Annotated in this window: 19 protein-coding genes and 1 pseudogene; 9 read left to right on the forward strand and 11 right to left on the reverse strand. The window is 68.2% G+C overall.

Annotation, left to right across the window (positions count from 1 at the left end):
• Positions 1-11: 11 nt before the first annotated feature.
• The gene (locus tag RLT57_RS22410; protein WP_311299080.1) at positions 12-1,451 is read right to left on the reverse strand and encodes a glycosyl hydrolase; all 1,440 of its coding nucleotides are present in this window, start codon (positions 1,449-1,451) and stop codon (positions 12-14) included.
• 521 nt (positions 1,452-1,972) lie between these two features.
• On the opposite strand from RLT57_RS22410, the gene RLT57_RS22415 reads away from it, so the two are divergent.
• Both RLT57_RS22415 and RLT57_RS22420 read left to right on the forward strand, forming a co-directional pair.
• On the forward strand, positions 1,973-3,427 hold the full coding sequence (locus RLT57_RS22415) for a glycosyl hydrolase (RefSeq protein ID WP_311299081.1): 1,455 nt from the start codon (positions 1,973-1,975) through the stop codon (positions 3,425-3,427).
• A gap of 157 nt (positions 3,428-3,584) precedes the next feature.
• Positions 3,585-5,009, forward strand: a complete 1,425-nt coding sequence (locus RLT57_RS22420; RefSeq protein ID WP_311299082.1) for a glycosyl hydrolase — start codon at positions 3,585-3,587, stop codon at positions 5,007-5,009.
• 149 nt (positions 5,010-5,158) lie between these two features.
• Here RLT57_RS22420 and RLT57_RS22425 read toward each other — a convergent pair whose 3' ends face one another.
• Positions 5,159-5,539 carry an ROK family protein gene (locus tag RLT57_RS22425; RefSeq protein ID WP_311299083.1) on the reverse strand — a complete coding sequence of 127 codons (381 nt, stop codon included), beginning with the start codon at positions 5,537-5,539 and terminating at the stop codon, positions 5,159-5,161.
• 312 nt (positions 5,540-5,851) lie between these two features.
• Positions 5,852-6,550 (reverse strand): alpha/beta fold hydrolase, encoded by a 699-nt coding sequence (locus RLT57_RS22430; RefSeq protein WP_311299084.1) that lies wholly within the window; start codon positions 6,548-6,550, stop codon positions 5,852-5,854.
• A 512-nt stretch (positions 6,551-7,062) separates the two neighbouring features.
• Between RLT57_RS22430 and RLT57_RS22435 the strand changes: the two genes are divergently transcribed.
• Complete coding sequence (locus tag RLT57_RS22435; protein WP_311299085.1) at positions 7,063-7,254, forward strand: hypothetical protein; 192 nt, start codon at positions 7,063-7,065, stop codon at positions 7,252-7,254.
• Positions 7,255-7,334: 80 nt separating this feature from the next.
• Here RLT57_RS22435 and RLT57_RS22440 read toward each other — a convergent pair whose 3' ends face one another.
• Positions 7,335-7,757 carry a family 1 glycosylhydrolase gene (locus tag RLT57_RS22440; RefSeq protein WP_311299086.1) on the reverse strand — a complete coding sequence of 141 codons (423 nt, stop codon included), beginning with the start codon at positions 7,755-7,757 and terminating at the stop codon, positions 7,335-7,337.
• 335 nt (positions 7,758-8,092) lie between these two features.
• On the opposite strand from RLT57_RS22440, the gene RLT57_RS22445 reads away from it, so the two are divergent.
• The 3 genes and pseudogenes from RLT57_RS22445 to RLT57_RS33440 all read left to right on the forward strand — a co-directional run.
• The gene (locus tag RLT57_RS22445; protein ID WP_311299087.1) at positions 8,093-9,145 is read left to right on the forward strand and encodes a LacI family DNA-binding transcriptional regulator; all 1,053 of its coding nucleotides are present in this window, start codon (positions 8,093-8,095) and stop codon (positions 9,143-9,145) included.
• A gap of 97 nt (positions 9,146-9,242) precedes the next feature.
• Positions 9,243-9,410 carry a hypothetical protein gene (locus tag RLT57_RS22450; RefSeq protein WP_311299088.1) on the forward strand — a complete coding sequence of 56 codons (168 nt, stop codon included), beginning with the start codon at positions 9,243-9,245 and terminating at the stop codon, positions 9,408-9,410.
• Positions 9,376-9,816 (forward strand): annotated as a pseudogene (locus RLT57_RS33440) (IS3 family transposase); the annotation flags it as partial. The gene RLT57_RS22450 and the pseudogene RLT57_RS33440, both read left to right, overlap by 35 nt.
• A gap of 225 nt (positions 9,817-10,041) precedes the next feature.
• Here RLT57_RS33440 and RLT57_RS22455 read toward each other — a convergent pair.
• Together RLT57_RS22455 and RLT57_RS22460 are read right to left on the reverse strand one after the other, a co-directional pair.
• Positions 10,042-11,301 carry an ROK family protein gene (locus RLT57_RS22455; protein WP_311299089.1) on the reverse strand — a complete coding sequence of 420 codons (1,260 nt, stop codon included), beginning with the start codon at positions 11,299-11,301 and terminating at the stop codon, positions 10,042-10,044.
• A gap of 13 nt (positions 11,302-11,314) precedes the next feature.
• Complete coding sequence (locus RLT57_RS22460) at positions 11,315-11,521, reverse strand: hypothetical protein (protein WP_311299090.1); 207 nt, start codon at positions 11,519-11,521, stop codon at positions 11,315-11,317.
• Between the two features lie 826 nt (positions 11,522-12,347).
• On the opposite strand from RLT57_RS22460, the gene RLT57_RS22465 reads away from it, so the two are divergent.
• From RLT57_RS22465 to RLT57_RS22475, 3 genes are all read left to right on the forward strand, one after another.
• Positions 12,348-13,460, forward strand: a complete 1,113-nt coding sequence (locus RLT57_RS22465) for a glycoside hydrolase family 43 protein (protein ID WP_311299091.1) — start codon at positions 12,348-12,350, stop codon at positions 13,458-13,460.
• A gap of 678 nt (positions 13,461-14,138) precedes the next feature.
• Positions 14,139-18,914: a hypothetical protein gene (locus tag RLT57_RS22470; protein WP_311300809.1), complete on the forward strand. Its 4,776-nt coding sequence runs from the start codon at positions 14,139-14,141 to the stop codon at positions 18,912-18,914.
• On the forward strand, positions 18,911-19,150 hold the full coding sequence (locus RLT57_RS22475) for a hypothetical protein (RefSeq protein ID WP_311299092.1): 240 nt from the start codon (positions 18,911-18,913) through the stop codon (positions 19,148-19,150). The genes RLT57_RS22470 and RLT57_RS22475 overlap by 4 nt, the downstream gene beginning before the upstream one ends.
• A 126-nt stretch (positions 19,151-19,276) precedes the next feature.
• Here the strand turns inward: RLT57_RS22475 and RLT57_RS22480 are convergent, their stop codons facing one another.
• The 5 genes from RLT57_RS22480 to RLT57_RS22500 all read right to left on the reverse strand — a co-directional run bounded on the left by RLT57_RS22480 (position 19,277) and on the right by RLT57_RS22500 (position 24,370).
• Positions 19,277-19,630, reverse strand: coding sequence for a transposase (locus RLT57_RS22480; RefSeq protein ID WP_311299093.1), 354 nt, complete (start codon positions 19,628-19,630; stop codon positions 19,277-19,279).
• 108 nt (positions 19,631-19,738) lie between these two features.
• Positions 19,739-21,172, reverse strand: a complete 1,434-nt coding sequence (locus RLT57_RS22485) for an LLM class flavin-dependent oxidoreductase (protein ID WP_311299094.1) — start codon at positions 21,170-21,172, stop codon at positions 19,739-19,741.
• The gene (locus tag RLT57_RS22490; RefSeq protein WP_311299095.1) at positions 21,169-22,278 is read right to left on the reverse strand and encodes an ABC transporter substrate-binding protein; all 1,110 of its coding nucleotides are present in this window, start codon (positions 22,276-22,278) and stop codon (positions 21,169-21,171) included. Before RLT57_RS22490 ends, RLT57_RS22485 begins: the two co-directional genes overlap by 4 nt.
• Positions 22,279-22,473: 195 nt before the next feature.
• A complete protein-coding gene (locus tag RLT57_RS22495) occupies positions 22,474-23,238 on the reverse strand; it encodes an ABC transporter ATP-binding protein (protein WP_311299096.1) in 765 nt (254 codons plus the stop codon).
• A gap of 7 nt (positions 23,239-23,245) precedes the next feature.
• Complete coding sequence (locus RLT57_RS22500; RefSeq protein WP_311299097.1) at positions 23,246-24,370, reverse strand: FecCD family ABC transporter permease; 1,125 nt, start codon at positions 24,368-24,370, stop codon at positions 23,246-23,248.
• Between the last annotated feature and the right edge of the window lie 316 nt (positions 24,371-24,686).

Here is a 24,686-nt window from a genome sequence, read left to right on the forward strand (position 1 = left end):
ACCGGTGGGGGTCATGACGGCAGCGTCCACTGCTGGTTGGTCTGGCCGTTGCACGCCCACAGCTGGAGCTTGGCGCCGTCGGCGCTGCTCTGGCCGGTCACGTCCAGGCACTTGCCGGTCGCGGGGTTGACCAGCTGGCGGGTGGCGGAGCGATAAGCCCACTGCTGGTGGGTGTTGCCGCTGCCGCAGTCCCAGATCTGCACCTTGGTGCCGTCGGCGCTCGCACCGCCCGAGACGTCCAGGCACTTGCCGAGGTCGCGCACGGTGCCGTCGGCCGCGACCGTCCACGTCTGCTGCGCCGAGCCGTTGCACGTCCACAGTTGCGCCTGGGTGCCGTTGGCGGTGTTGCCGCCGGGGACGTCGGCGCACTTGCCGGCCAGTCCGGTGATCGGCCCGGTCCCGGGTGCGCCGCCCCCGCCGCCCGGAGAACCGCTGAGACCGAGCTGGCCCTGGTTGTCGGTGCGGCTGTCCCAGGCGCTCGCCTGCACACCGGCGTTGGTGTTCCACGCCGGGTCGGTGAGGTAGTGCGACCACATCATCCAGTAGGCCCAGCGCGGTTGCGCTGTCAGAGTCGCGGGTGTGGGGGTCTGCCCGACCTCGGCGAGTGCGATCGGCTTGCCGCCGGCGACATTCAGCATCGCCTGGTACCACTCGTACGGGACCTGGTGGTTGTCCCACGCGTCGACACTGGCGATGTCCACGTACGAGGCGCCCGGCCAGTAGTCGGCGACGTGGGCCGCCCCGCCGCTGATGTCCTTGACGTTCCAGACCCAGACGAGGTTGGTCAGCCCCTTGGAGACCAGGTAGTCGTGGGTGATCTGGAACAGCCTGGCGCTGCCGTCGGGGCCGGGCCGGCCGCCCCACCACGCCCAGCCCTCGTTCATCTCGTGCTGGGGCCGGAAGAGCACCGGTATCCCGGCGTCCTTGAACTGCTGCAGGTAGGGAACCGCTTCGTCGAGGCGGCGCTTGAACGCGACGTTGAGCGCGGTTCCGTTGGTGATGGTCTGGGTCCACTGGGCGTCCGAGAGACGGCCCTCGATGTCCTGGGTCCAGTCGCAGGTGCTGCCGGTGGTCGGCGGGCAGGTGTGGAACGACAGGGCGACGATCGAGCCGTTCGCCCACTCCGTCTTGCCCTGGTTGACGATGTTCTGCCGCGCCGCCACCGTGGGAGCGTCATAGAGGAAGTCGCTGCCCCACAGGCCGGGGTACTTGCCGGTGATGTCGTGGTACTTCTGAGTCCACTGGTTCGGGGTCTGCGGGTTCTGGAAGATCCCCGACACCGTGTGAGCGCCTGAGACGGCGCTGAGGGCGTTGATCAGATCGGTGCGGCTCACCGGAGCCGGATACGCCTGCGCGCTCTGTTGCGGTCCGACGCCGAGGACGGCCGCGGCCGCCAGGCTCGCCGCCGCCAGCAGGGAACGCCACGGGCGGCCCCTCCGTCTGAAGATCATTGTTGGTCCTTTCGTCCTGTGGGGTGACGAATGACGGGGTCGGCCTCCGACCGAGTCGTCGCACCGGCGCAAGGGAAGCGGCGTCACAGTAAACCCGCCCGTACACCGTGTCCATAGACCGTTAAAGTAACGTTCTCATGGCTACGGTCTGGGACGTCGGCTCAGACCGCCCCGGCGTCGCATCGCAGGACTGCAACGATCCGACGATCTCCTGCGGTGCGGGCCCTGTGTCATCGCGGACAGGCGGACGTCGGGTGTTCCACAGCGCTCGGCGGGCTTCGCGTGAGGTCATTCCGCTGGCACCGCGCGCGGCGGGGATGAGTCCAGCAGGTCACTGGCACGTTTTATTTCCGGAGCTGTCCAATCCATTGACACTTTCGTGGCAGCGTTCTAGCTTCCAGGGCGTCGGTTCCGGCCTGTATAGATCGTGACAGTAGAGCCCAGTCGGGCGATGTCGCGGGTTCCAGCAGGTCGTGCATGCAGCGTTTCACCCCCCACGGCACGCACGAGAGGGCTCCCCCTTGAGACCGAAGATCTTCAACCGTAGGACGGCCGCTCTTCTGGCCGCGCTGCCGCTGGCCGCGGCGGCCTGGCTGGCCACTTCGCCGTCTCCGGCGTCCGCGACCGGCGCCTCGACGCCGGCCGCGGTCATCGACTATCTGCACCAGATCAGCGGCAATCACGTGATCAGCGGCGTCCACAACAAGGAGCCGCTGAGCAACCCCGCGCAGTACACCGCGCAGGCGCACTCGATCACCGGCAAGTACCCCGGGCTGTGGGGGGGCGAACTCGGCTTCACCACCGCCGACATCGCCAACCGTCAGACCCTGGTCAACCAGGCCAAGACCGAGTGGGCCAACGGCTCGCTGGTCGCCCTGACCTGGCATATGTGCAAGCCGAACGTGTCGACCTGTGACTTCAACGGCGGCATCAACGGCGCCAGTCTGTCCGGCTCCGACTGGAGTCAGCTGATCACGAACGGCAGCTCGCTCAACAGCGCGTACAAGGCGAAGCTCGACACCGCCGTGCCGTACTTCCAGCAGTTGAAGGACGCCGGGGTACCGGTGCTGTTCCGGCCGCTGCACGAGATGAACGAAAGCTGGGCGTGGTGGGGCGGCCGCTCCGGAGCCGACGGCAGCGCCAGGCTGTTCCAGATCACCCACGACTACCTGGTCTCCAAGGGCCTGAGCAACATCGTCTGGGTGTGGAACGTCAAGGACACCGACCAGAACGGCGGCTCCGGGGGCGTCTCCGGCTTCTATCCCGGTGACAACTACGTCGACGTGGCCAGCCTCGACCCGTGGGTGCACTCCTGGCCGGGCAGCGACTGGTACAACGCCATGCTGAACGTCGCCCACGGCAAACCCGTCTCGCTCGCCGAGGTCGGCACGGTGCCGACGGCCGCGCAGCTTGCCTCGCAGCCGCAGTGGGCCTGGTTCATGATCTGGTCCGAGTACCTCACCTCGGCGAACTCCACCTCGGGCCTGCAGGCGACGTTCAACGCCTCCCGGGTCCTCAGCCAGGGCCAGTTCACGATTCCCACGGGTACGACGCCTCCGACGACTCCGCCGACGTCGCCTCCTGGTGGGTCGCGTACGGGTGTGGTCACGGGTGTGGGCGGTAAGTGTGTGGATGTGGCGTCGGCCGGTACGGCGAACGGGACGGCGGTGCAGTTGTACGACTGCAACGGCAGTGCGGCGCAGTCCTGGACCGTCGGTGGCGACGGGACGGTCCGGGCGCTGGGCAAGTGCCTGGACGTGACCGGGCAGGGCACCGCCAACGGCACGAAGCTGCAGCTCTGGGACTGCAACGGCTCCGGCGCCCAGCAGTGGACCGCCGAGACCGACGGACACCTGAGGAACCCCCAGTCCGGCCGCTACCTCGACGCCCCCGGCGGCAACACCGCCAACGGCACCCGCCTCCAGATCTGGGACCGCAACACCAACCCCTGGCAGACCTGGCACCTCCCCACCTGATACCGGCTGTCCGCACCAGGAACCTGACACCCGACGCGAACACCCGACGCGAACACCCGACGCGGACACCCGACGCGGACAGCAACCTCCCCCATAGGAAAGGCACTCGTTCATGTCCCTACGTGCCAGAACGCGAGCACTTGTGGCCGCCGCATCAGTGGCAGCTGTCGCAGGTGTCGCCCTCACGGTCACCGGCGGCTCCGCCTCCGCGGCTCCGCCCGCACCGGCCGGCGTCACCAAGGCCGACGAGATCGCGTACCTCAAAAGCCTGACCGGCAACCACGTCCTGTCCGGCCAGCAGGGCGGCGCGAACAGCGACCCGGCTCAGTGGGTCCGCAAGGCCCACGACATCACCGGCCAGTACCCCGGTGTCTGGAACGGTGACTTCGGGTTCAGCCAGGACGACATCGACAACCGGCAGACGGTGATCAACGAGGCCAAGGCCGAATGGGCGGCCGGCACCATCCCCGGCCTGATGATGCACGCCTGCCGCCCGGACGTGGCCACCTGCTCCTTCGAGGGCGGCTCGAACCCGGTGAAGGGCAGCAAGCTGTCGGACTCCGAGTGGAGCCAGCTCATCACCGACGGCAGCACGCTCAACAACGACTACAAGCGCAAGCTCGACCAGTTCGTGCCGTACTTCCAGCAGTTGAAGGACGCCGGGATACCGGTGCTGTTCCGGCCGCAGCACGAGCTGAACGAGGGCTGGGCCTGGTGGGGCGGGCGCGCCGGTACGAACGGCAGCGCGCGGCTGTTCCAGATCACCCACGACTACCTGGAGTCCAAGGGCCTGAACAACATCATCTGGGTGTGGGCTCCCAAGGACGTTGCCGGCGGCGCCTCCCAGGCGGCGGGCTACTACCCGGGCAGCAACTACGTGGACGTCGTCGGTCTCGACGTCTGGGTGAACAAGTTCCCCTCCACCGACTGGTACCAGGCGATCCAGAACATCGCCGGCACCAAGCCCATCGCCCTGGCCGAAGTCGGCAGCGTGCCGCAGCCCGCGCAGATGGCCTCCCAGCCCAAGTGGACCTACTGGAACGTCTGGATGAACTGGCTGACCGACCCGGCCTACAACTCCAACGACTCCGTCAAGGCCGGCTACTACGACGCCCGCACCTACAGCCGGGGCGAAGTCACGATTCCCACGGGTACGACGCCTCCGACGACTCCGCCGACGTCGCCTCCTGGTGGGTCGCGTACGGGTGTGGTCACGGGTGTGGGCGGTAAGTGTGTGGATGTGGCGTCGGCCGGTACGGCGAACGGGACGGCGGTGCAGTTGTACGACTGCAACGGCAGTGCGGCGCAGTCCTGGACCGTCGGTGGCGACGGGACGGTCCGGGCGCTGGGCAAGTGCCTGGACGTGACCGGGCAGGGCACCGCCAACGGCACGAAGCTGCAGCTCTGGGACTGCAACGGCTCCGGCGCCCAGCAGTGGACCGCCGAGACCGACGGACACCTGAGGAACCCCCAGTCCGGCCGCTACCTCGACGCCCCCGGCGGCAACACCGCCAACGGCACCCGCCTCCAGATCTGGGACCGCAACACCAACCCCTGGCAGACCTGGCACCTCCCCACCTGACACCGGCTGTCCGCACCAGGAACCTGACACCCGACGCGAACACCCGACGCGGACAGCGCCACCCCTCGGGGCCGTCCACACCATCCACGGACGGCCCCGTGGGGCTCGTCACTGCCGAGTGATTCCGTTCGCCCGGTGGCCGGCGGCGATCAGGCCGGCCCCGATGAGTCCGGCGTCGGCCCGCAGCGCGGCGCGCTCGATACGGACGCCGGCGGCGAAGGCAGCACCGCGTAGGCGGCGAGGTGGCGGCGCAGGGGTGAAAAGAGCACGTCGTGGGCTTCGGCGACGCCGCCGCCGATGACGGCCACCTCGATCTCCACCGAGGTGGCCACCGCGGCGACGGCGGCTGCCGGAGCGCGGACGGAGGTGTCGAAGGAGGGCAGGGCGATGGCGTCTCCCGAGTGCGCGTCGGCCGCGAGCGTCTCGCCGTCGGCGGTCCCGGAGGGCTGCCGGCCGGCCTTCAGAGCCGGGCGGGTGAGGACGTGCCGCTGGCCGGCTGCTCGACGCAGCCCCGGGATCCGCACGCGCACGGATCTCCCGGCAGGTCGACGGTGACGTAACCGACCGAGCACCGCGCCGGCGATTTGGGTGCCACCGATGTCGAGGGCTGCCAGCAGCCGGTCGCCGGCGTGCACGGGAGGCGGAGACAACAGCTCTGTGTCGCGTGACCATGACCGTTCCCCGTCCGGACGACGAGGGCCGGGCCAGCGGCGACAGGCCGGGCACAGGAGAGTCGAGGCTCTTGCCCCTGGTCAGGTGGCAGAAAGACTCCGGTCGGGCGTGGACCCGTCAGCGAAGCGGTGCGCGTACAGCGCGATGGTAGTGCATCGTTTTATACGCGGTCAGGCCCAGTCCGAGAGTGCGGACATGAACCCGGGGAAGTCGTCACGGTGGATCGAGTGGCCCGCGCCGGGCACGGTCCGCAGCGCGAAGCCGCGGGCGCGCAGCAGGTCCTGCGCGCCGGGCGGAATCCGCTCGCTGGGGTCGGCGAGGAGCACCAGCGAGGGGCGGACCGCCGTGACGGGAAGTCCGGGCGGGGGCTCCAGGACCGTCAGCGTATCGGGGTCCCACAGCGCCAGGCAGGCCACCTCGTCGTCCACGGCGGCGGGGTCCCAGCGCGGGTTGGCCGCGCGGATCTCGTCGCGGGTGGCGTGTTTGTAGGCGCGGGCGGGCGCGAGGTCCTGCGGCTCGCTGCGCCAGGCGGGATCGCTGTAAACGGCCCGGTCGACGGCCATGCCGAGGTGAGTGGCCCGCTCCAGCACCAGGGCGCCCAGGGAGTGCCCGATCGCCACGTCGGCACCGTGCGGACAGGCGGCGGCCACCGCGAGCGCCATGTCGTCCAGGCGGTAGAGTCCGGCGCCGTACGGCCCGCTGCCGCGGGGGCTTCGGCCGTGGCCGGGCAGGTCGACGCCGATGACCCGGTAACCCCGTCCGGCGAGCGCGGGGCCGACCCGGCGCCAGGTTCGGTGGTCGGCCATCAAGCCGTGGATCAGCAGCGCGACCCGATCACCGGAGCCCCATGTGTGCGTCTTCAGCCGCATCGTCGTCTCCCGTTACGAGGCTGAGCAAGTCGGCCAGTCGCCACCCAGCTTACTCGAACGTTTTATAGACGTCATGCGGGTGTGTCGTCTACCGTGAACCGCGGATCGGTCGGGCGGCGGCCGGCACCGGTCACCGGTGCTCCGTCGGCTGCCGTCCGTGCACGAGTGTGCCCGGGACGTGCGGTGGGGGATCCCGCGGCCTTGCTGACGCCGGACGGGACCGGTGGGCCGGGCGTAGTCGGCCTTGGGACGGTGGCCTGCGGCTCCGCCGGTGCGCCGGCAGGGCTCCGCCCGGCGTACGCCGGTAGGAGGCACACGCGCCGATCCTGACGGCGCGGTGACGGCTGACCGTCATGAACAGAGAACAACTCCCGTATTCCGCCGAGGAGATGACCCTGTGTTCCCAGCTTGTATGCGCAGTGCGTCCAGGAGCCCGGCGGGCGCTGTCCTGGCGGTGGCGGCGGTCCTTGTGGCAACGACTGCCGCGGCGGCGCCGGGCAGTACGCACGCCGATGCCGCCGGGGCTCCCTCGGCAACCGCCCACCGAGGACTACACCTTCGACGACGTCCCGGCCGGCGCGAGCGACGACGCCCTCCGGCACTTCTCGATCGCCCACGACGAACCCCGGATCCTGCCGCTGCTGCGGCAGGCCAAGGCCATCAACCCGGGGCCACTGACGCCGCCGCCGTCGGCCCGAATGTGAGCCCCGGGCCGACACGGCGGCCCGCGGTGCCGCCCGCCCTTCGGCCGGCGGCACCGCCGCGTCCGGCGAAGAAGACCGGCTCACGGCGTGTGCGGGGCTGTTCCGGATTGGTCGGCGGTGTGGCGGCCTCGTAAGAAGTCCCCGAACCACAGGGCGCTCTTCTTTGGAGTGCGCTTCATGGACTCCCGGTCCACCGGGACCAGGCCGAAGGCCGGGCCGTAGCCGTGGGCCCACTCGAAGTTGTCCAGCGAGGTCCACACGAAGTACCCCCGCACATCGGCGCCTTGCGCACAGGCGTCGGCAACCGCGTCGATGTGCGAGGACAGGAACGCGATGCGGTCGTCCTGGACCCGGCCACCTTCCACGTCCCGTACCGTGTCGGGGAAGGCACCCCCGTTCTCCGCGATCGCCAAGGGGGCCGCCGGGTACTCGCGCTGCACTCGCAGCAGGTCGGTCAGCCCCTCAGAAGAGATCGGACACGGCGGGTCCTCCGCGCTCGTCACGGAACGCCGACGGCCGGTGCGGCCGCAACCGTCGACAGGATGCTTTCACCCTGGAACGCGTGCACGCATCTGTCCATAAATCGTTCGAGTAAACCGAGGGCGACTGATGGCGAGAGTCCCGGCGACTGCCCGGAAGTCGGCGAGATGCTCGTCATCTTTCCAGGCTCCGGACAAGCCTCAAGCCCATGAGGAGCAGGGCGGCATCGTTTACGATGAGACGACTGCACGCCTGCGGACTGGCGGGGCTAACCTGAGCAGTCCTCGCACTGGTGCGCTTTACCGCTTGCCACTGTTGAGCCTGGTGCGCGATTGACAACAGGAAGGCGGAATCCCCGGTGACTCAGGCGGCAGCCGCAAGCAGCGGGCGCAAGGCCACGATCAAGGACGTCGCCCGGCTGGCCGGGGTCTCGCCGTCAGCGGTGACCATCGCGGTCCACGACAAGCCCGGCGTCTCGTCCAAGACCAAGGAGCGGATTCTCCAGGCAGCCCGCGAACTGGGATGGAGCCCGAATCAGGCGGCGCAGTCCCTGTCGGGGCGGGCGCTGCACACCGTGGGCCTGGTCATCGCGCGTCCGGCCCGGATGCTCGGCCTCGAACCGTTCTACATGGAGTTCATCTCCGGGATCGAAAGCGTGCTGGGCCGGCACTCCTGCTCCCTCCTGCTCCGCCTCGTGGCGCCCGAGGCGGAGATCGACGTCCACCGGGAGTGGTGGCAGGGCAATCGTGTCAACGGGAGCATCCTGGTCGACCTGCGGGTCGACGACCCGCGCATCCCGGCGCTGTCCGCGATCGGACTGCCGGCCGTTGCCGTCGGACACCCGTCCCTCGCCGGACCGTTCACGTCGGTATGGACCGATGACGCCGCGGCCGTCGTGGAGGCGGTACGCTACCTGGCCGCGCTCGGGCACCACCGGATCGCCCGGGTGAGCGGGCCGGCCGAACTGGGCCACAGCGCCATCCGCACGAATGCCTTCGCCGACACCGCCCGTGAACTGGGCCTTCAGGCCCGGACCGTGGTCGCCGACTTCTCCGCGGACCAGGGCAGCAAAGCATGCCGCACGCTGCTGCTGTCAGCCGAACGGCCAACGGCGATCGTCTTCGACAACGACCTGATGGCCGTCACGGCCCTCGGGGTCGCCGGCGAGTTCGGACTCTCCGTCCCGCAGGACCTGTCCCTCCTCGCCTGGGACGACTCCCAGCTGTGCCAGCTCACCCGACCCACGCTGTCGGCCATGCAGCACGACATCTTCTCCTTCGGCGCCGATGTCACCGAGACGCTCTTCGACGTCATGATGGGCCGGGAGCCGGAGGCGCACGCGGCACAGGTGCCCAGCCTCGTGCCGCGCGGATCCACCGCACCACCGCCCCGAAGCACTACGCCCAGCTGAACGGCTGCGTAGGACGGGGCGCAGACCGAACGCGAGTGTCAGGGTGAACCGCCCCGGGTTTGGTGGAGACGTCGAAGACCCGGAAGGTTGGCCGATCATGGCTGTTCCCCGTATGTACCCCGACGAGCCGCGCGGGCGTGCGGCGCGGCTGGCGATCGAGACCTGTAAGGATCCCGCGGGCAGGGCCGGAACGGACGCGCCGATCGCCGAGCACCTGCTACGCCGCCCACGTGCGCCCGCCGTCGGCCCGCAGTCCGCGCGATGAGCAGCGTACCGGGGAGATACGCCGCGTCCACGCCGACAACTACGGCGTCTTCGGGGCCCGCGGGACTCATGCCGTCCTGGTCCGCGAAGGCGTCGAGGCGGCCCGCTGCACCGTCGAACGCCTGATGAGAGCGGCCGGACTTCGCGGCGTGATCCGGGCCAAGAGCCCGCGCACCACCCGTCCCGCCCCCGGGACTGACCGTCCGGCCGACCCGGTCGAGCGGCAATTCACCGCAACTGCCCCCGATCAGCCGTGGGTTGCTGACATCACCTGCATCAGGACGTTCTCCGGCTGGGTCTACGCGGCCTTCGTCATCAACGCTTTCTCCCGCACGGTCGTCGGCTGGCAGGTCGCCACCAGCCTCTGCACCGACCTCGCCCTCGACGCGCTGGAGATGGCGGTCTGGCGCCGCCGGCACACCGGCACCGACCTGGCCGGCCGCTACGTCGACTGGTTCAACCAGCGTCGCCTGCACGGCGAGCTCGGGCACATCACCCCCGCCGAGCGCGAGGCCACCCACCACGCGGCCGAACCCCCTGCGTCACTCCGGAAACCAGCTGACTCACTCTCCATAGAACCCGGGGCTCGACATACGGGGGTTCAGTTCGTGTTGTGGAGGCTCCAAGGGCAGTCAGCCCGCAGGAAGCGTCGTGGTGGCGATGGCCGCCGCGTGACGGGCGGAGTCGCGGAAGGTCGATACGCCGAGGCTGACGAGGAAGCCCTCCAGAGCAAAGATGCCCGCGCCGAGGCTGACCGGATTCCCAACAACCGTGGAGAGCTCGATGCGGGTCGCGTTGAAGGTGCGGTCGAAGGTGTGCTGTGCCGCCCACTGAGTCGCCGCCGGGACCAGCCACGGGCCGAGCAGCTCGGTCACCCAGCCGCCCACCACGATGACCGCGGGGTTGAGCATGTTGATCAGACCGCCTATTCCGACACCGAGGTACCGGGCGGTCCGGCGCAGCACCGCCGTTGCTGCCTCGTCGTCTGCGGCAAGACCCTCGGCAAGGGCTCCGATGGTCGCCACTTGGTCGTCGGACCGCAGGAGTCGGCTGTCGGGCATGTGCTCGCGGAGTTGCTGCATGATGCCGCGCGCACCGATATATGCCTCAAGGCAGCCCCGGTTGCCGCACCGGCACGGCCGGCCGTCGATGACGATCGCCGAGTGTCCCCATTCGCCCGCCGCGTTACCGGTGCCGCGTACCAGGGCGCCGCCGACCGCGAAGCCGGCGCCGACGCCGGTACCTATGGTGAGGACGGCCAGGTCGTCCACCTTGCGGCCGACGCCGAACCACAACTCGGCCATCGTGCTCGCCTTGAGCGGGTTGTCCAGGTACAGGGGGAGGGGGAGGCGGTCGGAGAGCAGCTTGATGAAGGGCACCTGCTGCCAGCTGAAGTTGGGTGCGAACACCGAGACTCCGCCGACCCGGTCGACCTGGCCGGGCATGCTCACCCCGACCCCGACCACGCTGTCCTGCGGTACTCCGGCCTCAGTGAGCATCGCGGCGACCCCGTGCTCGATGCGGTCGAGAACGGCGCCGGGCTGGTTGTCCTCGGCGTCCAGGGTCTGCTGGCCGGAGGCCTTCACCTGTAGCGCCAGGTCGAACACGTCGATCTGGATGTAGGTCTCGGCAACGTCGACCCCGACCACGAAGCCGCGCTGGGGGTTGACCGCGAGGCGTGCGCGGGGGCGACCGCCGCCGGAGTCCTCAATGGAGACCTCGCTGAGCACGCCCCAGTTCAGCAGTTCGCTGACGATGGCCGCCACGGTCGCCGCGCTCAGCCCCGAGGCCCCGGCGAGCTGATTGCGGCTGGCCGAGCCGAGCGCGTAGATCTGGTGCAGCACCTCGAACCGACTGGCCCGGCGAACGTCGCGCGACGAATGTGCACTCACGGCGACCACTCTTTCAGGGGCGGGCGCTACTTCGACTGACCCATCGAAGAAGACGTGATCGAAGATTTTGCTGGCCCCGGCCGGGGGCAGCAGCGCTCAGCGACGCGGTGACCCGCACCGAGAGCCCGGTCTTCTTGTCGGCCGAGGTCTCTGTGTATGCCGTACCGGTGGCGCCGTGGATGGCCGACCCGTCACGCAGCCACTGGTAGGTCTTCGACACGCCGGCCACTGAGTAGGTACCCGGGGTTGCGGTCAGCGTGTACGCGGGACGGGCCTTCGTGACTCGGGGGTCGTCGGCGTCTTCGCGTCACCGGAGTGCCTTCCTCGCTGCATCCTGCTTCGTGTTCACCCTTGTCCCTTTCGCTCGATCGCCGTCTCTGACGCCCGGGTCACGGGCAGAGGCTCGCGTGGCGGCGGCCCCGGCGCGGGACACTCCTGTCCGCATGTCGCGGAATCTCCGCCGAGATTCAGCTCCGTGCGGGAGGAGGCGGTGCCCAACCTGCGACGAGCCCTCCAACCGCCCCTTAAAGGCGCCATCGGACTTCGCATGACACATCGACCAACCATCAGACGAAGTGAATCGCCGCGACGATAGTCAGGCGTGTGAAGGCCGTCAAGACTTCCGGCAACGGGCGCGAAACAAAACCGAAGCGCATGGCCTCGCGGCTGCCCGGCCGTTCCGGCCGTCGGCGGGGAGCCGGCCGCTGTTCGCGAGCCCCAGCGGATCAACGAAGGCGCCCACCGGCGATCGACACGGATCGACCGCGGCCGGCATCCTGTCGGCGACCGCTGTCCAGTGTGTGCGGGCTCGCGGGCCCACCCGGTGACGGTTGGATCCTTCCCGGTCCTCGGGCGGCGGAACGGAGCACGTCGGTGTCTCTCTGCGCGCTGCCGTGCAGGAGCGGCTGACGCCGTTCGGTTCGTTTTCATCGTGCGCGACCTCTTGACCACAGCCGTGCGCGCCGCATACTTACGACCGTTGGCACGGAAATGGTTACGCGAACATACCCTGTTCATACGGAATTGTCGGACGAGAAGGTGGATACATGACTGCCCCGATACCGCTCGGCCGCCCGGGACGCGTACTGATCGGCCTGCTCCTTCTGCTCACCACCGCTCTGGCCTTCGGCCCGCCCGTGGCCGCGGCATCGGGGAGCGGGCGAGCTGGTCGCCAACAGCCGTACGGCGGCTACCTCTTCGCGTACTTCACCGGCGAAAGCACTGCCGACGGCGAGCAGATCCACCTCGCGCTCAGCCAGGGGAACGACCCCCTGCACTGGCGCGAACTGGGCGGCGGAGCACCCGTCCTGACTTCCGTGCTGGGCGAGAAGGGGGTGCGCGATCCCTCCATCATCCGCTCACCCAGGGGTGACAAGTTCTATCTTCTGGCCACCGATCTGAAGATCTACGGCAACGGTGACTGGGACACCGCTCAGCGCCACGGAAGCCGGTCGATCATGGTCTGGGAATCCTCCGACCTGGTCCACTGGTCGGAGCAGCGCTCCGTACAGGTTTCTCCGCAGGCGGCTGGGAACACCTGGGCGCCTGAGGCGTTCTGGGATGCCAGGCGCCACCAGTACATGGTCTTCTGGTCCTCCGAGCTGTACGCGAAGGACGATTCCCAGCACACCGCTGCGTCCCACGAGCGCATCATGTACGCCACCACCCGCGACTTTCAGCACTTCACCCCCGCCCGGGTGTGGGACGACCCCGGTCACTCAGTGATCGACTCGACCGTGGTGGCCGACGGAAGGACCTACTACCGCTTCACCAAGGACGAGCGCGATCCGTCCGCCGACGCTCCGTGCGGCAAGTACGTCTTCGAGGAGAAAGCGACCGATCTGCTCGCCCCCTCCTGGAAGCCGGTCGCCGAGTGCATCGGCAAGGCGGCCCAGGGCGGCCCCGGCATCGTCGACGGCGAGGGGCCAACGGTGTTCAAGTCCAACACCGCTCACACGTGGTACGCGTTCATCGACGAGTTCACCGACCGCGGCTACGTACCGTTCGAGACGACCGACCTCGGCAGCGGGCAGTGGACCATGTCCAGCGACTACGAACTGCCTGCTTCGCCTCGTCACGGCACCGTCGTACCGATCACGCGGGCAGAATACAACCGGCTCGCCGCGCGCTGGCACGTATCGCGTATGACTGCGGGCTGACGACGAGACCGGACTTGCCGGGGCCTTGATCCAGACGGGGCCTGAGCGGTCGGGAAACGCCAGACCGAGGGCGATCACCCGGGTTCCGGTGGCCCAGCACCGGCGCCGTCTGCTGGCGACCCGATCCCATGAACCCCACCCGCCTCCTCGACACCCGGCGCGGTTCGATGCGGATGTACGAACCATCCTCTGCGCAGGGAGCGGACGCCGACCGACGGCCTGGGTTCGTGGTCATCCCGACCGGCCGGTCGACGCCTGTGACCGGAGGTCAAGCGATCTGACCGTGCGGGAGCCCTGGGACCGTGACGTCACGCCGGCCGCGTCCGGGCACACGTCGACCGCCGCCATCCCCGACGCCCTGTGGGCAGCCGGTGCTCTCAAGGGGCCGCCGCCGACAGGTAGAAGACGTATGCCGTCAGCCAGGCCGACAGCCTGGGGCGGAAGCAAGCAAGCAAGAAGGAAGGAGGGAGAGTCGGCGCAGCGAAAGCCGGCTCGTAGTTCGGCCATCAAGCGAGCCGGACGGTGTCGTCGCTTCTGCGAGTTCACTCCAGCCCGCCGCAGGATTCTCCTTTCATGGGGAATGAGAAAGGAACTACGTTGAGTCATCAGTCCATACGTGGCCGACGATCGAGGACATTGTTCGTCAGACCAGGCGTCGCGGCAATCGCCTGCTTGGCGATGAGTGTGCCGCTGGTGGGTCTCGCGCAGGCGTCCGCCCACGCGGACAGCACGCCCGCCCAGACATTCGTCGTTGACAACTCGACCGGAGAGACGCAGGACGGCACGCCGATGAGCGCGCCGGGCGTGAAGGTGGGGGACACCTACTACACGGCTGGAAGCAGTGCGATCGCGGCTTCGGCCGGCGGCTCGTCGAACATGGTGCTGTACGGCGGCAAGGACTGGATGCACAAGCAGCCGGTCCATGACTCGGACGGCAACGAAATCGTCATCGCCGGACCGGACGCGCATTTCAAGGATCCGAACACGGGGGATGAGATCTATCCCTTCGCCAATGCGAAGTCGGAGCGCGTCGCCTTCTCGCAGACGCCGAACGGCAAGTTCGTCGTGTGGGTCCACTGGGAGGAGAACTCGAACTACTACGCTTCCGAGACGATCGGACTGATCGCCGACAAGGTCACGGGACCGTACACGGTGTATCAGAACCACCAGCGTCCGGGAGCGAGCACCGTGGACGCCAACGGTGGCCACGAGGTCAAGAGCCTCGGCGAGAGCGTCCTGGCCGCCGCGGACCTGAACACGGACGACCCGGACGCGTTCGGCGACCGGGTCGGCAGGCTGATCGGCGATCCCTACTCGATCGGCGCGGACGGCACCAGGCTGGAAAAGCCCGCTCAGGCGAGTTACCCGGAGGCCATGAATCTTTACAACACCAGCAACAGCGGCAGCCCGGAGGTCAACGGCAGCAGTGTCAACCCCGTGCGTTGGGAGACCAGGGCCGGCTGGAACCTCTCCGGCGACACGGCCTTCGGCACCTCCGCAACCGGAGGCAACGGGTGGACCTACAACTTCAGCGACCTGAAGGACACCCTGCGCCTCAAGGCGCGGGCCGTGCGCATGACGGACTGGGACACCAGCGCCTGGACGGCCGCCCAGGCGAAGAAGGACCCGAACGGCGGCAGCGGCGGTCTGTCGACGAGCTCCTACGTGCGACGCTATCCGGCGGTCAAGACCGGCGATCCGGCGACTGAGGGCAAGTACGCCGCCGGGGTCGACGGCAGCGCTTACGTGGGCGGGACGACCGACGGCGTCGACGCCGTCGTGTACCCGCAGGACGCGCCGGCGGGCGGCGGTTCGGCCGGGTTGACCTTCACCCCCTGCGCCGGCGACCAGAAGCTGTCGTTCGCCGTGTCCTTCCAGGAGGGCACAAGCGGCAGACTCGTCTGCGACGGCAACAGCACCGACGCTTCACGGTGGTCCACCTACAACCAGTCGAACGCCTCGGCCACCTTCGAGTTCGCTCAGGGATACGTCGAGGGCGGCAAGGCCACCGTCAAGTTCTCCGAGCAGGCCCCCGACGGCATCCTGGTGGAGGGCCGCACGCCGAGTGGCGAGTGGAAGCGGATCGGCACGACCAGTGTCGGCAGGACACTCGGCACCTACGACGTCACGCTGGATCCCTCGATCGCCTTCGACCAGGCTCGCGTCACCGTGCAGGGCCAGTGGATGAAGGCGAACGAAATCACCTTCTCCGGCTACACCACCGTGGGCCGGGTGTCCGTCGACGGCATCACCTACGGGGGCGACGCGACCAAGGTCCCCGGCTTCGACCCGGCGACACTCACCTACAAGGTCAGTGTGCCCGATCTCACCGCCATCGGTGAGGTCAAGGCGGTGAACCCCCAGGGAACGGCCACGGTCGACCAGCCGACAGACGCCAACAACCATGTCGCGGCGATCACCGTGAAGAGCGCCGACGGGTCCGTGGTGAAGACGTACACGGTCACCTTCGCGCAGAGCGACAGCTCGGCCGTGGGAGCCTACGACCCTGACGTCAAGGACAACATCTTCCCCGAGGTCGGTGAGATCGACGCCTCCAAGACCATGGGCACTGTGGTGTCGGTCGACACGGACAAGCCGTCCGACGGTTCCGACCTCACCAAGCCCGCCGCTCCGCTGATCTCGCCGCAACTGAAGGAGAACGACCACGACGGCGTGCTGGTGCTGCGCGGCAACTCGGATCCGCAGAAGGCGGACGCGATCTACGCGACGAACACGTCGCCGGCCACGTACGACAGCACGATCTGGCTGACGAACGACGGTTCGGACCCGACCGACCCGAACAACCCGAACCGCATCGCCTACAACACGCGTTGGAACCCCTACCCGATCGTCGTGACCCAGGGCAACACCGGCTCGTCGCTGGTCGACGGGGAGTTCACGATCAGGGCCGCCGCGCAGACCGGAAGCGAGGGCACCGGCGACCTGAAGTACTCGGACGTGGTCTCGCAATCGTTCCGGTACGCGAAGCAGGGAACGAGCGAATACGGCAGCGTCCCGATCTTCCAACCGGTGTCGACACATCCCGCCGGGAGCTACCACAGTGCCGCCGGGTACCAGGAGATCAAGGTCTTCGAGCCGACGTACGGCACCGAGGTCTACTACACGATGGACAACTCCACCCCGGCTCCGGCCCGCTACGGGCAGAACATCGGGTACGGCAGCCGCGACTACTCGATCATCAATGACACTGTGGAGTCCGGCGGCGACGGCAAGGCCTACTTCGTCACCGCGGCCGACGACCAGTACATGCGCGTCTGGCAGCTCAACGACAACATGACGGCCGTCGTCAGCGACAAGGAGTACGACCTCGACGTCGGCAAGCATCGCGAGGCCCCGCAGTTCGTTCGCGGGCCCCACGGCACCTACCTGTACCTGATGACCTCCGGCCAGTCGGGGTGGTACAAGAACCAGGCCCAGTACCAGCGGACGACGGGCAGATTCATCTCGGGAGGCTTCGACGCCTCCGCCTATCCGCGCGACAAGTACGGCTATCGGGACGGCAGCGGCGCGTGGACGAACCTCCAGCCGTTCGCCGATGGCACCACCTACAACAGCCAGGTCGGCGGCGTCTACAACCTGGGGACGAAGGACGACCCCGACTACCTGTTCAGCGGCAGTCACTGGGTCGTCGGCGACCTTGAGGACTCCTTCACGATCTGGCTGCCGATGACCATCGACGATGACGCGGACGGCCCCGGCGCCCAGGTGGCTGACCGACTGGTCACCGTCGACGGACGGGGCGACCAGGGCAATGCCGCGACATCGAGCTTCCCGGTGTACAAGCCCGACAAGGGCCTCGTCACCGTCAAGTACAGCGGCAAGGTGTTCATCACGCTCGACGGGGACGGCAAGGGCTCGGTCACGACGGATCCGACCGAGGAGAACATCAGGTTCGCCGTACCGGACACGTACACCGACCTGGGGACGCCTGAGTTCAAGGCCAATCCCGACAACCACACGCCGCGGGTGATCGACTACCAGCGGGAGCAGAATCTCGATTCGAAGCAGTGCGACATCCCCAATACCAACGGCTGGCAGACCTGCAATGACGGCGTCTCCGGCGAAGGCAAGGCCGACGCGGCAACGTGGACCAATGGGGCCGGCTATCTGCTCGGCACCGACGGTCAACCCCTCAAGGACGCGAATGGCAACCTCATCCGCGATCCCAGCCAGGTGGCCGACCAGTCGCTGATCAAGCGGACCTCGCTGGCGGAAGCGGGCATCATCCGCAACTACAGCATCAAGACCGCTTTCGACGGCAAAAACTGGGATCTGGACAACTACGACGGCAACGAAGAGCTCTACCAGGGTACGGGCAACGACTTCTTCATCACCCTCGACCTGGGGCAGGAGCGTGATCTGAGTACGATCGGCCTGTCGTTCAAGTCCGTGGGCGGTTCCGACAACGCGCACCGCTACGGCGTCTACGCAACGAACGACGTGGACGCTGACGGCAACCCTGCCAACTGGCGCATCATCGTCAACAACAAGCAGAACAACGTCCCCGGCTTCCAGGCGCACAACGTGGACGGCGACACGTACCGCTACGTCAAATACGTGAACGTCGACAACGTGGACATGTCGCACGGCAAGACCGGCCAGGCATGGTCGCGCGGCCTCTATGACATGACCGTCAGCGCCAGGAAGCTGATCCCGCTCGAGGTCACGGCTCTCAAGTCCGCTGTCGCGCAGGGCACCACGCTCTCGCAGATGACGGACACGTTCACCGCCAAGAGCCTCAAGGCGCTCAACGGAAAGCTCACGGTGGCGCAGAGCCTGCTCGACGAGCTCCAGCGCGAAGGCACCGCGACGAAGCACACCCAAGCCGAAGTCGACACGGCGACCACCCAGCTCACCAAGGCGATCAGGAACCTGAAAACGGTGGGCTCGACGGCGTCGGTGGACTTCACGGCGCTCGCGAAGGCGGTCGACGACGGTCAGGCCAGACTGGACCAGTCCGCGAATTACACACCCGCGTCGGTCAAGGTTCTGCAGAAGGCCGTCAACCAGGGCAAGAATGTCCTCGCCCAGGTCGACGACCCGGCCCTCAAGCAGGCCAAGGTCGACAAGGCCACTGCCAAGATCAACGACGCGATCGCGCGCCTCGAACTTGCGACGACCGGACCGGCGATCAAGAAGGTGTCTGTCGCGGACGGGGCCAAGGTGAAGGGCAAGCAGACCTTCACGGTGACGCTCGGCGGCGACGCGAAGGACGTGTCCTACACATACATCGAGCTCAACAAAGGCCCGTCGCACGTGTGGATCACGGACAACACCAAAGCGCCGGGCAGCAGCAACAGTGGCCTCAAACCGAAACTCGTGATCGACACCAGAACGCTCCCGAACGGGACGTACGGACTGAAGATCGATGCCGTTGGAACCAATGGCAAAACGACCGAGAAAAATGTCTCCTTCACAATCGCCAACAGGTGAGCACCAGTCGTCGCGCCGGCGGCGTCGTCGACGAAGTCCGGCCCGTCCGCGAAGATGACCCCGTGAAGGTCACCGGATCGGGTGGAATCCGGGCCGGCACGACTCGGGTGACCGACGGCAAGACCCTGGACGGGTCGGCACAACGTACGTCGGACGCGTTCGACACGCTGACGGACACGGTGAAGGTCAAGGCGGCCAAGGCGTCGCCGAAGAGCACGGTCCTCATGGTGAAGTAGCCGCCCGGACCGGAGACGGACGAAGCCCGCCCGAGGCACTGCCTCGGGCGGGCTTTTCCACGATCGAACAGGGTGGCCAGGGTGTGTCAATCAACGGCCCTGTCGCAGAGCGCGTTGGAGATCGGCTTAGGGAACTTGTCGTAGGGTTTTCTTGCCCGCGTCGAAGCCGCCGGTGGTCTTCGGGACGCTGTCGGCGGCACGGACCGGCTGGGAGTCGACCAGCCCGGTGGTCGGCTCGGGGCTGCGGCCCCCGGCCGGACGGACCCTGACGCGCAGCGCGTCATGGACCCGGTTCACGGTGCCGTCGTCGTGCCACCAGGTGAAGTACCAGTAGACCGTCTGCCAGGGCGGGAAGTCGTTGGGGAGGTAGCGCCACTGGCAGCCGGTCCTGGCCACGTACAAGACCGCGTCCACGATCCGCCGACGCGGGTGCTTCTCCCGCCGCCCGCCCTTGACACCCGTCCGTGGCGAAGGCGGCAACGGCTCGACGGGAGCCCGCTGTTCATCGGTCAGATCGGACGGGTAACCCCGCCTCGCACCACTCACACCCTGCCCAACGACCCACCCGAACAGCCGACACGGCAGATCTCAAACGCGCTCTTTGGGACGGGCCGGAAGCCCGTAGCGGTCACGCAGAGTGGTGCCGGGGTAGTCGTCGGGGCGCAGGCCGCGCCGACGCAGTTCGGGAACCACCAAGTCGAAGAAGTTCTCGGCGCCTCCCTGCAGCATCTGCAACCCGACGTTGAACCCGTCAACGACGCCCGCGCGGACCCATTCCTCCAGGAAGTCCGCGACGTCGGCTCCGTCGCCAGTGACGGTCAACGCGCCCACACCGCCCTGGAGCCGGCCGACGAGTTCCCGGATCGTCGCGGGGCGCTCCCGGGCGATCAGTTCGTGCAGCAGCTGTAGGTGTGTCTGTATCGCATTGGTGGATGTGGCCTCCGGTAGCAGTGGCACCGGCGCGTCGAGCGGCAGCCGGGCCAGATCGACACCGATCAGACCGCCCACGTGCTGGAGCACCCGCCGTGGATCGTTGAGCTCTTCCAGCCGGGCTGCCGTGTCCTCTGCTTCCCGCCGGGTGGGCGCCACGAGGACGCGGATGCCCATGACGACCTTGATCGAGTCCGGATCGCGACCGTAGGCGACCACGCGGGATTTGAGGTCGTCGTAGAGTTCCCTGGCGTCCTGGACGGTCTGGCTGATCGTGTAGACGACATCGGCGTGCTGAGCGGCCAGGTCGCGCCCCGGCTCCGAGCCGCCGGCCTGCACCAGCAGGGGACGGCCCTGGGGCGAACGCGGGCTGTTGAGCGGCCCGGCCACCCGGAAGACGTCGCCATGGTGGTCGATCGGGTGCACCTTGGCCGGATCGACGTAGATCCCCGTGGAGCGGTCGGCAACGACGGCGTCCGGGTCCCAGCTCTCCCACAGTTTGCAGGCGACTGTCACGAACTCCACGGCCCGCCGGTATCGTTCATCGTGTTCCGGGTGCTCGGCGAGGCCGAAGTTGGCTGCCGCACCGCCTCCGCCGGTAGTCACGATGTTCCACCCGACCCGGCCGTTGCTGATCCAGTCCAGTGAGGACATCTGCCGGGCCAGGTTGTACGGCTCGTTGTAGGTGGTGGACATGGTGGCGATCAGGCCGAGCCGTGTGGTGGACGCCGCCAGCGCGCCCAGGAGGCTCACCGGCTCGAAGACCGGTGGTGGTGCGCCCGCGCCGCTCCGCGCCGAATAGTTGAGACCGTCGGCGAAGAACAGTGCGTCGATGCCGGCGGCTTCGGCCCGCCCTGCGAGCGCTCGCAGGGCGCCGAAGTCGTTGACCGCGCTGAGATCGGTGTCGGGGCTCCGCCAGGCTCCGTCGTGCGAGCCCGCGCTCTTCACGTTGATGTTGAGGTTGATGTGGCGGGCGCGGCCCGACGTGCATCCCGGCTGCGGCCTGCGCCCGCTGGGCGCCGGCGTGCCCGCGGCAGCGGACGGTGTGGCGGCGGTGGGCGTGTTGTCGCCGACGGGCGTTTCTGTGGTCACGAGCCGGCCTTCACGATGAACCGCGCGGAGTCGTCGAAGTCCGCGCCGGTGAAGGCGTCCCACTGTTTGACGTAGGTGGCCGGGTCGATGTCCTTGAAGGCGTCGGGGTGCGTCCATTTCGCCCAGTACAGCAACTCGAAATTGCGGCCGGCGAGTTCGACGAGCGCGGCGTTGTAGACGTACACCTCGTTGTTCTTCACAGCCGGCAGGGCGGACCAGCCGGTGCGCGATCGCAGGCCCTTGAGCACCTTCTGCAGGTCGGCCGCGCCGGCTCCGGTGTAGGTGTTGCTCGCCTCGCGGAAGACGAACTGCGGACGCGCCTTGATGATGTCGACCGGATCGACGGTGATGGACAGCCCCGACCCCCCGGCCCCGGTGCGGCTGGCGAAAACATTGCGGGCGGCGACGTCGTTGAGCACCTCGGTTTTGGGACTGCCCTTGCCCGCCGTCGCGTTGGGCGCCGAGTCCTCGTAGTACACGGTCGCCGGCGTGAGGCCCTTGACCCGTTCACTGACGAGGCCCTTGATGCCGTCGGTGAACTTGACGACCGCCGCCGCCTTCGTCTGCGCGCCGAAGAGCTTGCCGAGCAGCGCGACGTTCTCGTTCCACAGGCCCGCGTCGTAGGCGGTGACCACCAGGACCGGGATCTTGAAGGCCTTGAGGTGGTCGGCGGCACCCTGCCAGTCCTCGCTACTGGGGATGATCACGACGTCGGGCCGCAGTTCGGCTACCTTCTCGTAGTTCACCTCCGAGTAGTCGGGGCCGACGCTGTCAGACTTCTTGAAGCCGCCGTAGGCCACCCGGTCCAAGGTGGTGTCGTCCACTCCGACGATGGTCTTGCGCAGACCCAGCGCGAGCAGGAGTTCCGCGTTGTAGCTGTTGTACGACACCACGCGCCGCGCGGTGTGCGCGAAGGTCACGGTGCGTCCGGCGTTGTCCTTGACGGTGATGCTGCCCGCCGAAGCGGTGGTCGCGGCTCCGTGGCCTGCGGTGTCGTTGTCCGTACTCGGCGACGAGCAGGCGGTGAGGGCGACGGCGAGCGCGCCGAGCAAAGTGGCCCAGGCGCCAGTGCGCCGTTGAGCGGGGTGCGGGCGGCTGTTCTTCATGGTGTTCCTCGCTTCGGTGATGGTGCGTAGGGCGCATGCGGTGCGTAGCGTGATCGGTAGGTGCGCATGCGGCCTGTGACGTGCTCGGTGTGTGACGTGTTCGGGCGGCGCGGACATGCCCGCGGCCCTGGCGGTGCTAGGCGGGGCGCGGACATCGGCTGCGGGTGGGGCAGCGCCCGGCGGTGTGAAAGGGGGTCATGGCGTGACACGGATCTCGACCGACCGCGCGGTGACGGTCACGTCGGCCACGACGCCGTAGACCTCCTCGATGACGGCTGCGGTCAGGATGTCGCGGGGAGAGCCGATGGAGTGCACCCGACCGTTGACGAGCAGGACGATCCGATCGCACAGGGCCGCCGCGTGGTTCAGGTCGTGAATGGCGACCAGCACGCCGACCCCGTCCTCTGACGCCAGCCGGCGCACCGTGCGCAGTGTCTCGATCTGGAACCTCAGGTCCAGCGCGCTGGTGGGCTCGTCCATCAGCAGCACGCCGGGCTTCTGTGCGATGGCCCGCGCGATGGCCACCCGTTGTGCCTGCCCGCCGGACAGCTCCGAGACCCGGCGTTCGGCCAGCTCGTCCAGACCCAACGACGCCAGGGCAGCGTCCACTCGGGCGAGGTCGGCGCTCGCCGGCCGCAGCAAGTAGTGCGGGGTCCTGCCGAGCATGACCGCTTCCCGGACCGACAGCTCGAAGGGCGTGACGGTCGCCTGCGGAACGTACGCGACCCTGCGCGCGTGCTCGCGCCGGGGAATCCGGGCGATGTCCACGCCATCGACCGCGACCCGGCCTTTCCCGGGCTTGAGTACCCGCGCGGCCAGCTTGGTGACGGTGGACTTGCCCGAACCGTTGGGGCCGAGAAGCCCGACCACCTCTCCGCCGGAGATGTCGAAGCTGATGTCGTGCAGGATCCGCTTGGCCTTGTAGGAGAAGTGGACCTCGTCAATGGCGAGGGTGGTCATGCCGTTGTCACCCCAGGTTCCGGTTGCGCTGGTTGAGCACCAGGTAGATGAACAGGGGAGCACCGATGATCGAGACGACGATGCCGACCGGGACCACGGTGGGAGAGAGCACGATCCGACCGATCGTGTCGGAGAACACCAGCAGGATCGCGCCGGTCAGCGCCGAGAACGGGATCAGCGCGCGGTGGTTGGACCCGATCAGCAGCCGGGCGATGTGTGGACCGACCAGTCCGACGAACCCGATGACCCCCACGAAACTCACCACGATCGACGTCAGCAGCACCGACAACATGATCAGCAGCACCCGCGTCCTGGTGACGCTCACCCCGAGGCTCAGCGCCGTGTCGTCACCGAGGAAGGCGATCGCGTTGAGGTCCTTCGCCTTCACCATGAACAGCGGCAGGACCAGTACAAGGGCCCCGCCCACGATGACGGCCTGAGCCCAGGTCGCGTCGTTCACCGAGCCAAACGTCCACCGCACCATGGCCGCCAGCCGGTCCTCATCGGCGAAGTACTGCAGCCCGGAGGTCAGCGCGCTGAACAGCTGCGTCAGCGCGACGCCGAAGAGGATGAGGGTCACGACCGACATGCTGTGGAAGGAGGACAGCGACAGCACCACCGCGCTGCACAGCAGCGCCCCGAGCAGCGCCGCGGCCACGACGGGTACGGAGATGTGCCCGCCCTGGTTGTCGGACAGCAGGATCACCAGGGACGCCCCGAACGCCGCGGCCGGGGAGATGCCCAGCGTGTAGGGGCTGACCAGCGGATTGCGCAGCAGGCCTTGCATAACGACACCGGAGACCGACAGTGCCGCTCCCGCAACCAGGCCCAGGACGACCCGGGGTAGTCGCAGCCGCCAGACGATCTGGTAGGAGGGATCCGCCGCACGTCCGGGTGCGCGGGTCAGCCCCCACCACAGCGAGTCGGCCAGGTCGCCGAGACCGATCCCGGCGGAGCCGGCTACCACCGCCCAGGCGGCGACGGCCAGTGTGACAAGCGCTCCGGCGCCGATGATGAAGCCGGTTCTACCGAACCGGCGAGCGGCAGTAGAGGGGCTCCGCCCGCTCGAGCCCGCTTCCCCGATGGTGGGTCCGGCGGCCACGGTCGTGGGCCCGGTTCTGGTCTGGTTCACGGCCGGCCTGCCTGGTACGTCATGGCGCTTCCTGTCGCTTTTCATGGGCTTCGTGAGCATGTGGGCGTGCACGTGTCCGGTCGTCGTTCCAGCGGTGTGTCCCGTCCTACGGTGACCGGGCGGCCGAAGTTGCGCACGGGTGAGGTGGGGGCGCGGGGCGCAGTCGATAGGAGGGGTCCTGCCATGTGACCTGCACCGGACGCGACGGGAGGAGTCGATCCGCGCCGGGGCTTACGCCTGGGCGGGACACCGTGGTCCGGTGGGTGGGTCAACGACCCGGATGCGCGAGTAGAACCGCAGCCCGCGTTCCGGAGCC

The organism is Streptomyces sp. ITFR-21, assembly GCF_031844685.1.
Lineage (GTDB): Bacteria > Actinomycetota > Actinomycetes > Streptomycetales > Streptomycetaceae > Actinacidiphila.

Excerpts from the sequence above, each read along its gene's own strand:
- RLT57_RS22450 (WP_311299088.1), top strand. The coding sequence starts at position 9,243 with ATGGCTGTTCCCCGTATGTACCCCGACGAGCCGCGCGGGCGTGCGGCG.
- RLT57_RS22490 (WP_311299095.1), bottom strand. The coding sequence starts at position 22,278 with ATGAAGAACAGCCGCCCGCACCCCGCTCAACGGCGCACTGGCGCCTGG.
- RLT57_RS22465 (WP_311299091.1), top strand. The coding sequence starts at position 12,348 with ATGACTGCCCCGATACCGCTCGGCCGCCCGGGACGCGTACTGATCGGC.
- RLT57_RS22435 (WP_311299085.1), top strand. The coding sequence starts at position 7,063 with ATGCCGCCGGGGCTCCCTCGGCAACCGCCCACCGAGGACTACACCTTC.
- RLT57_RS22495 (WP_311299096.1), bottom strand. The coding sequence starts at position 23,238 with ATGACCACCCTCGCCATTGACGAGGTCCACTTCTCCTACAAGGCCAAG.
- RLT57_RS22410 (WP_311299080.1), bottom strand. The coding sequence starts at position 1,451 with ATGATCTTCAGACGGAGGGGCCGCCCGTGGCGTTCCCTGCTGGCGGCG.
- RLT57_RS22430 (WP_311299084.1), bottom strand. The coding sequence starts at position 6,550 with ATGCGGCTGAAGACGCACACATGGGGCTCCGGTGATCGGGTCGCGCTG.
- RLT57_RS22470 (WP_311300809.1), top strand. The coding sequence starts at position 14,139 with ATGAGTGTGCCGCTGGTGGGTCTCGCGCAGGCGTCCGCCCACGCGGAC.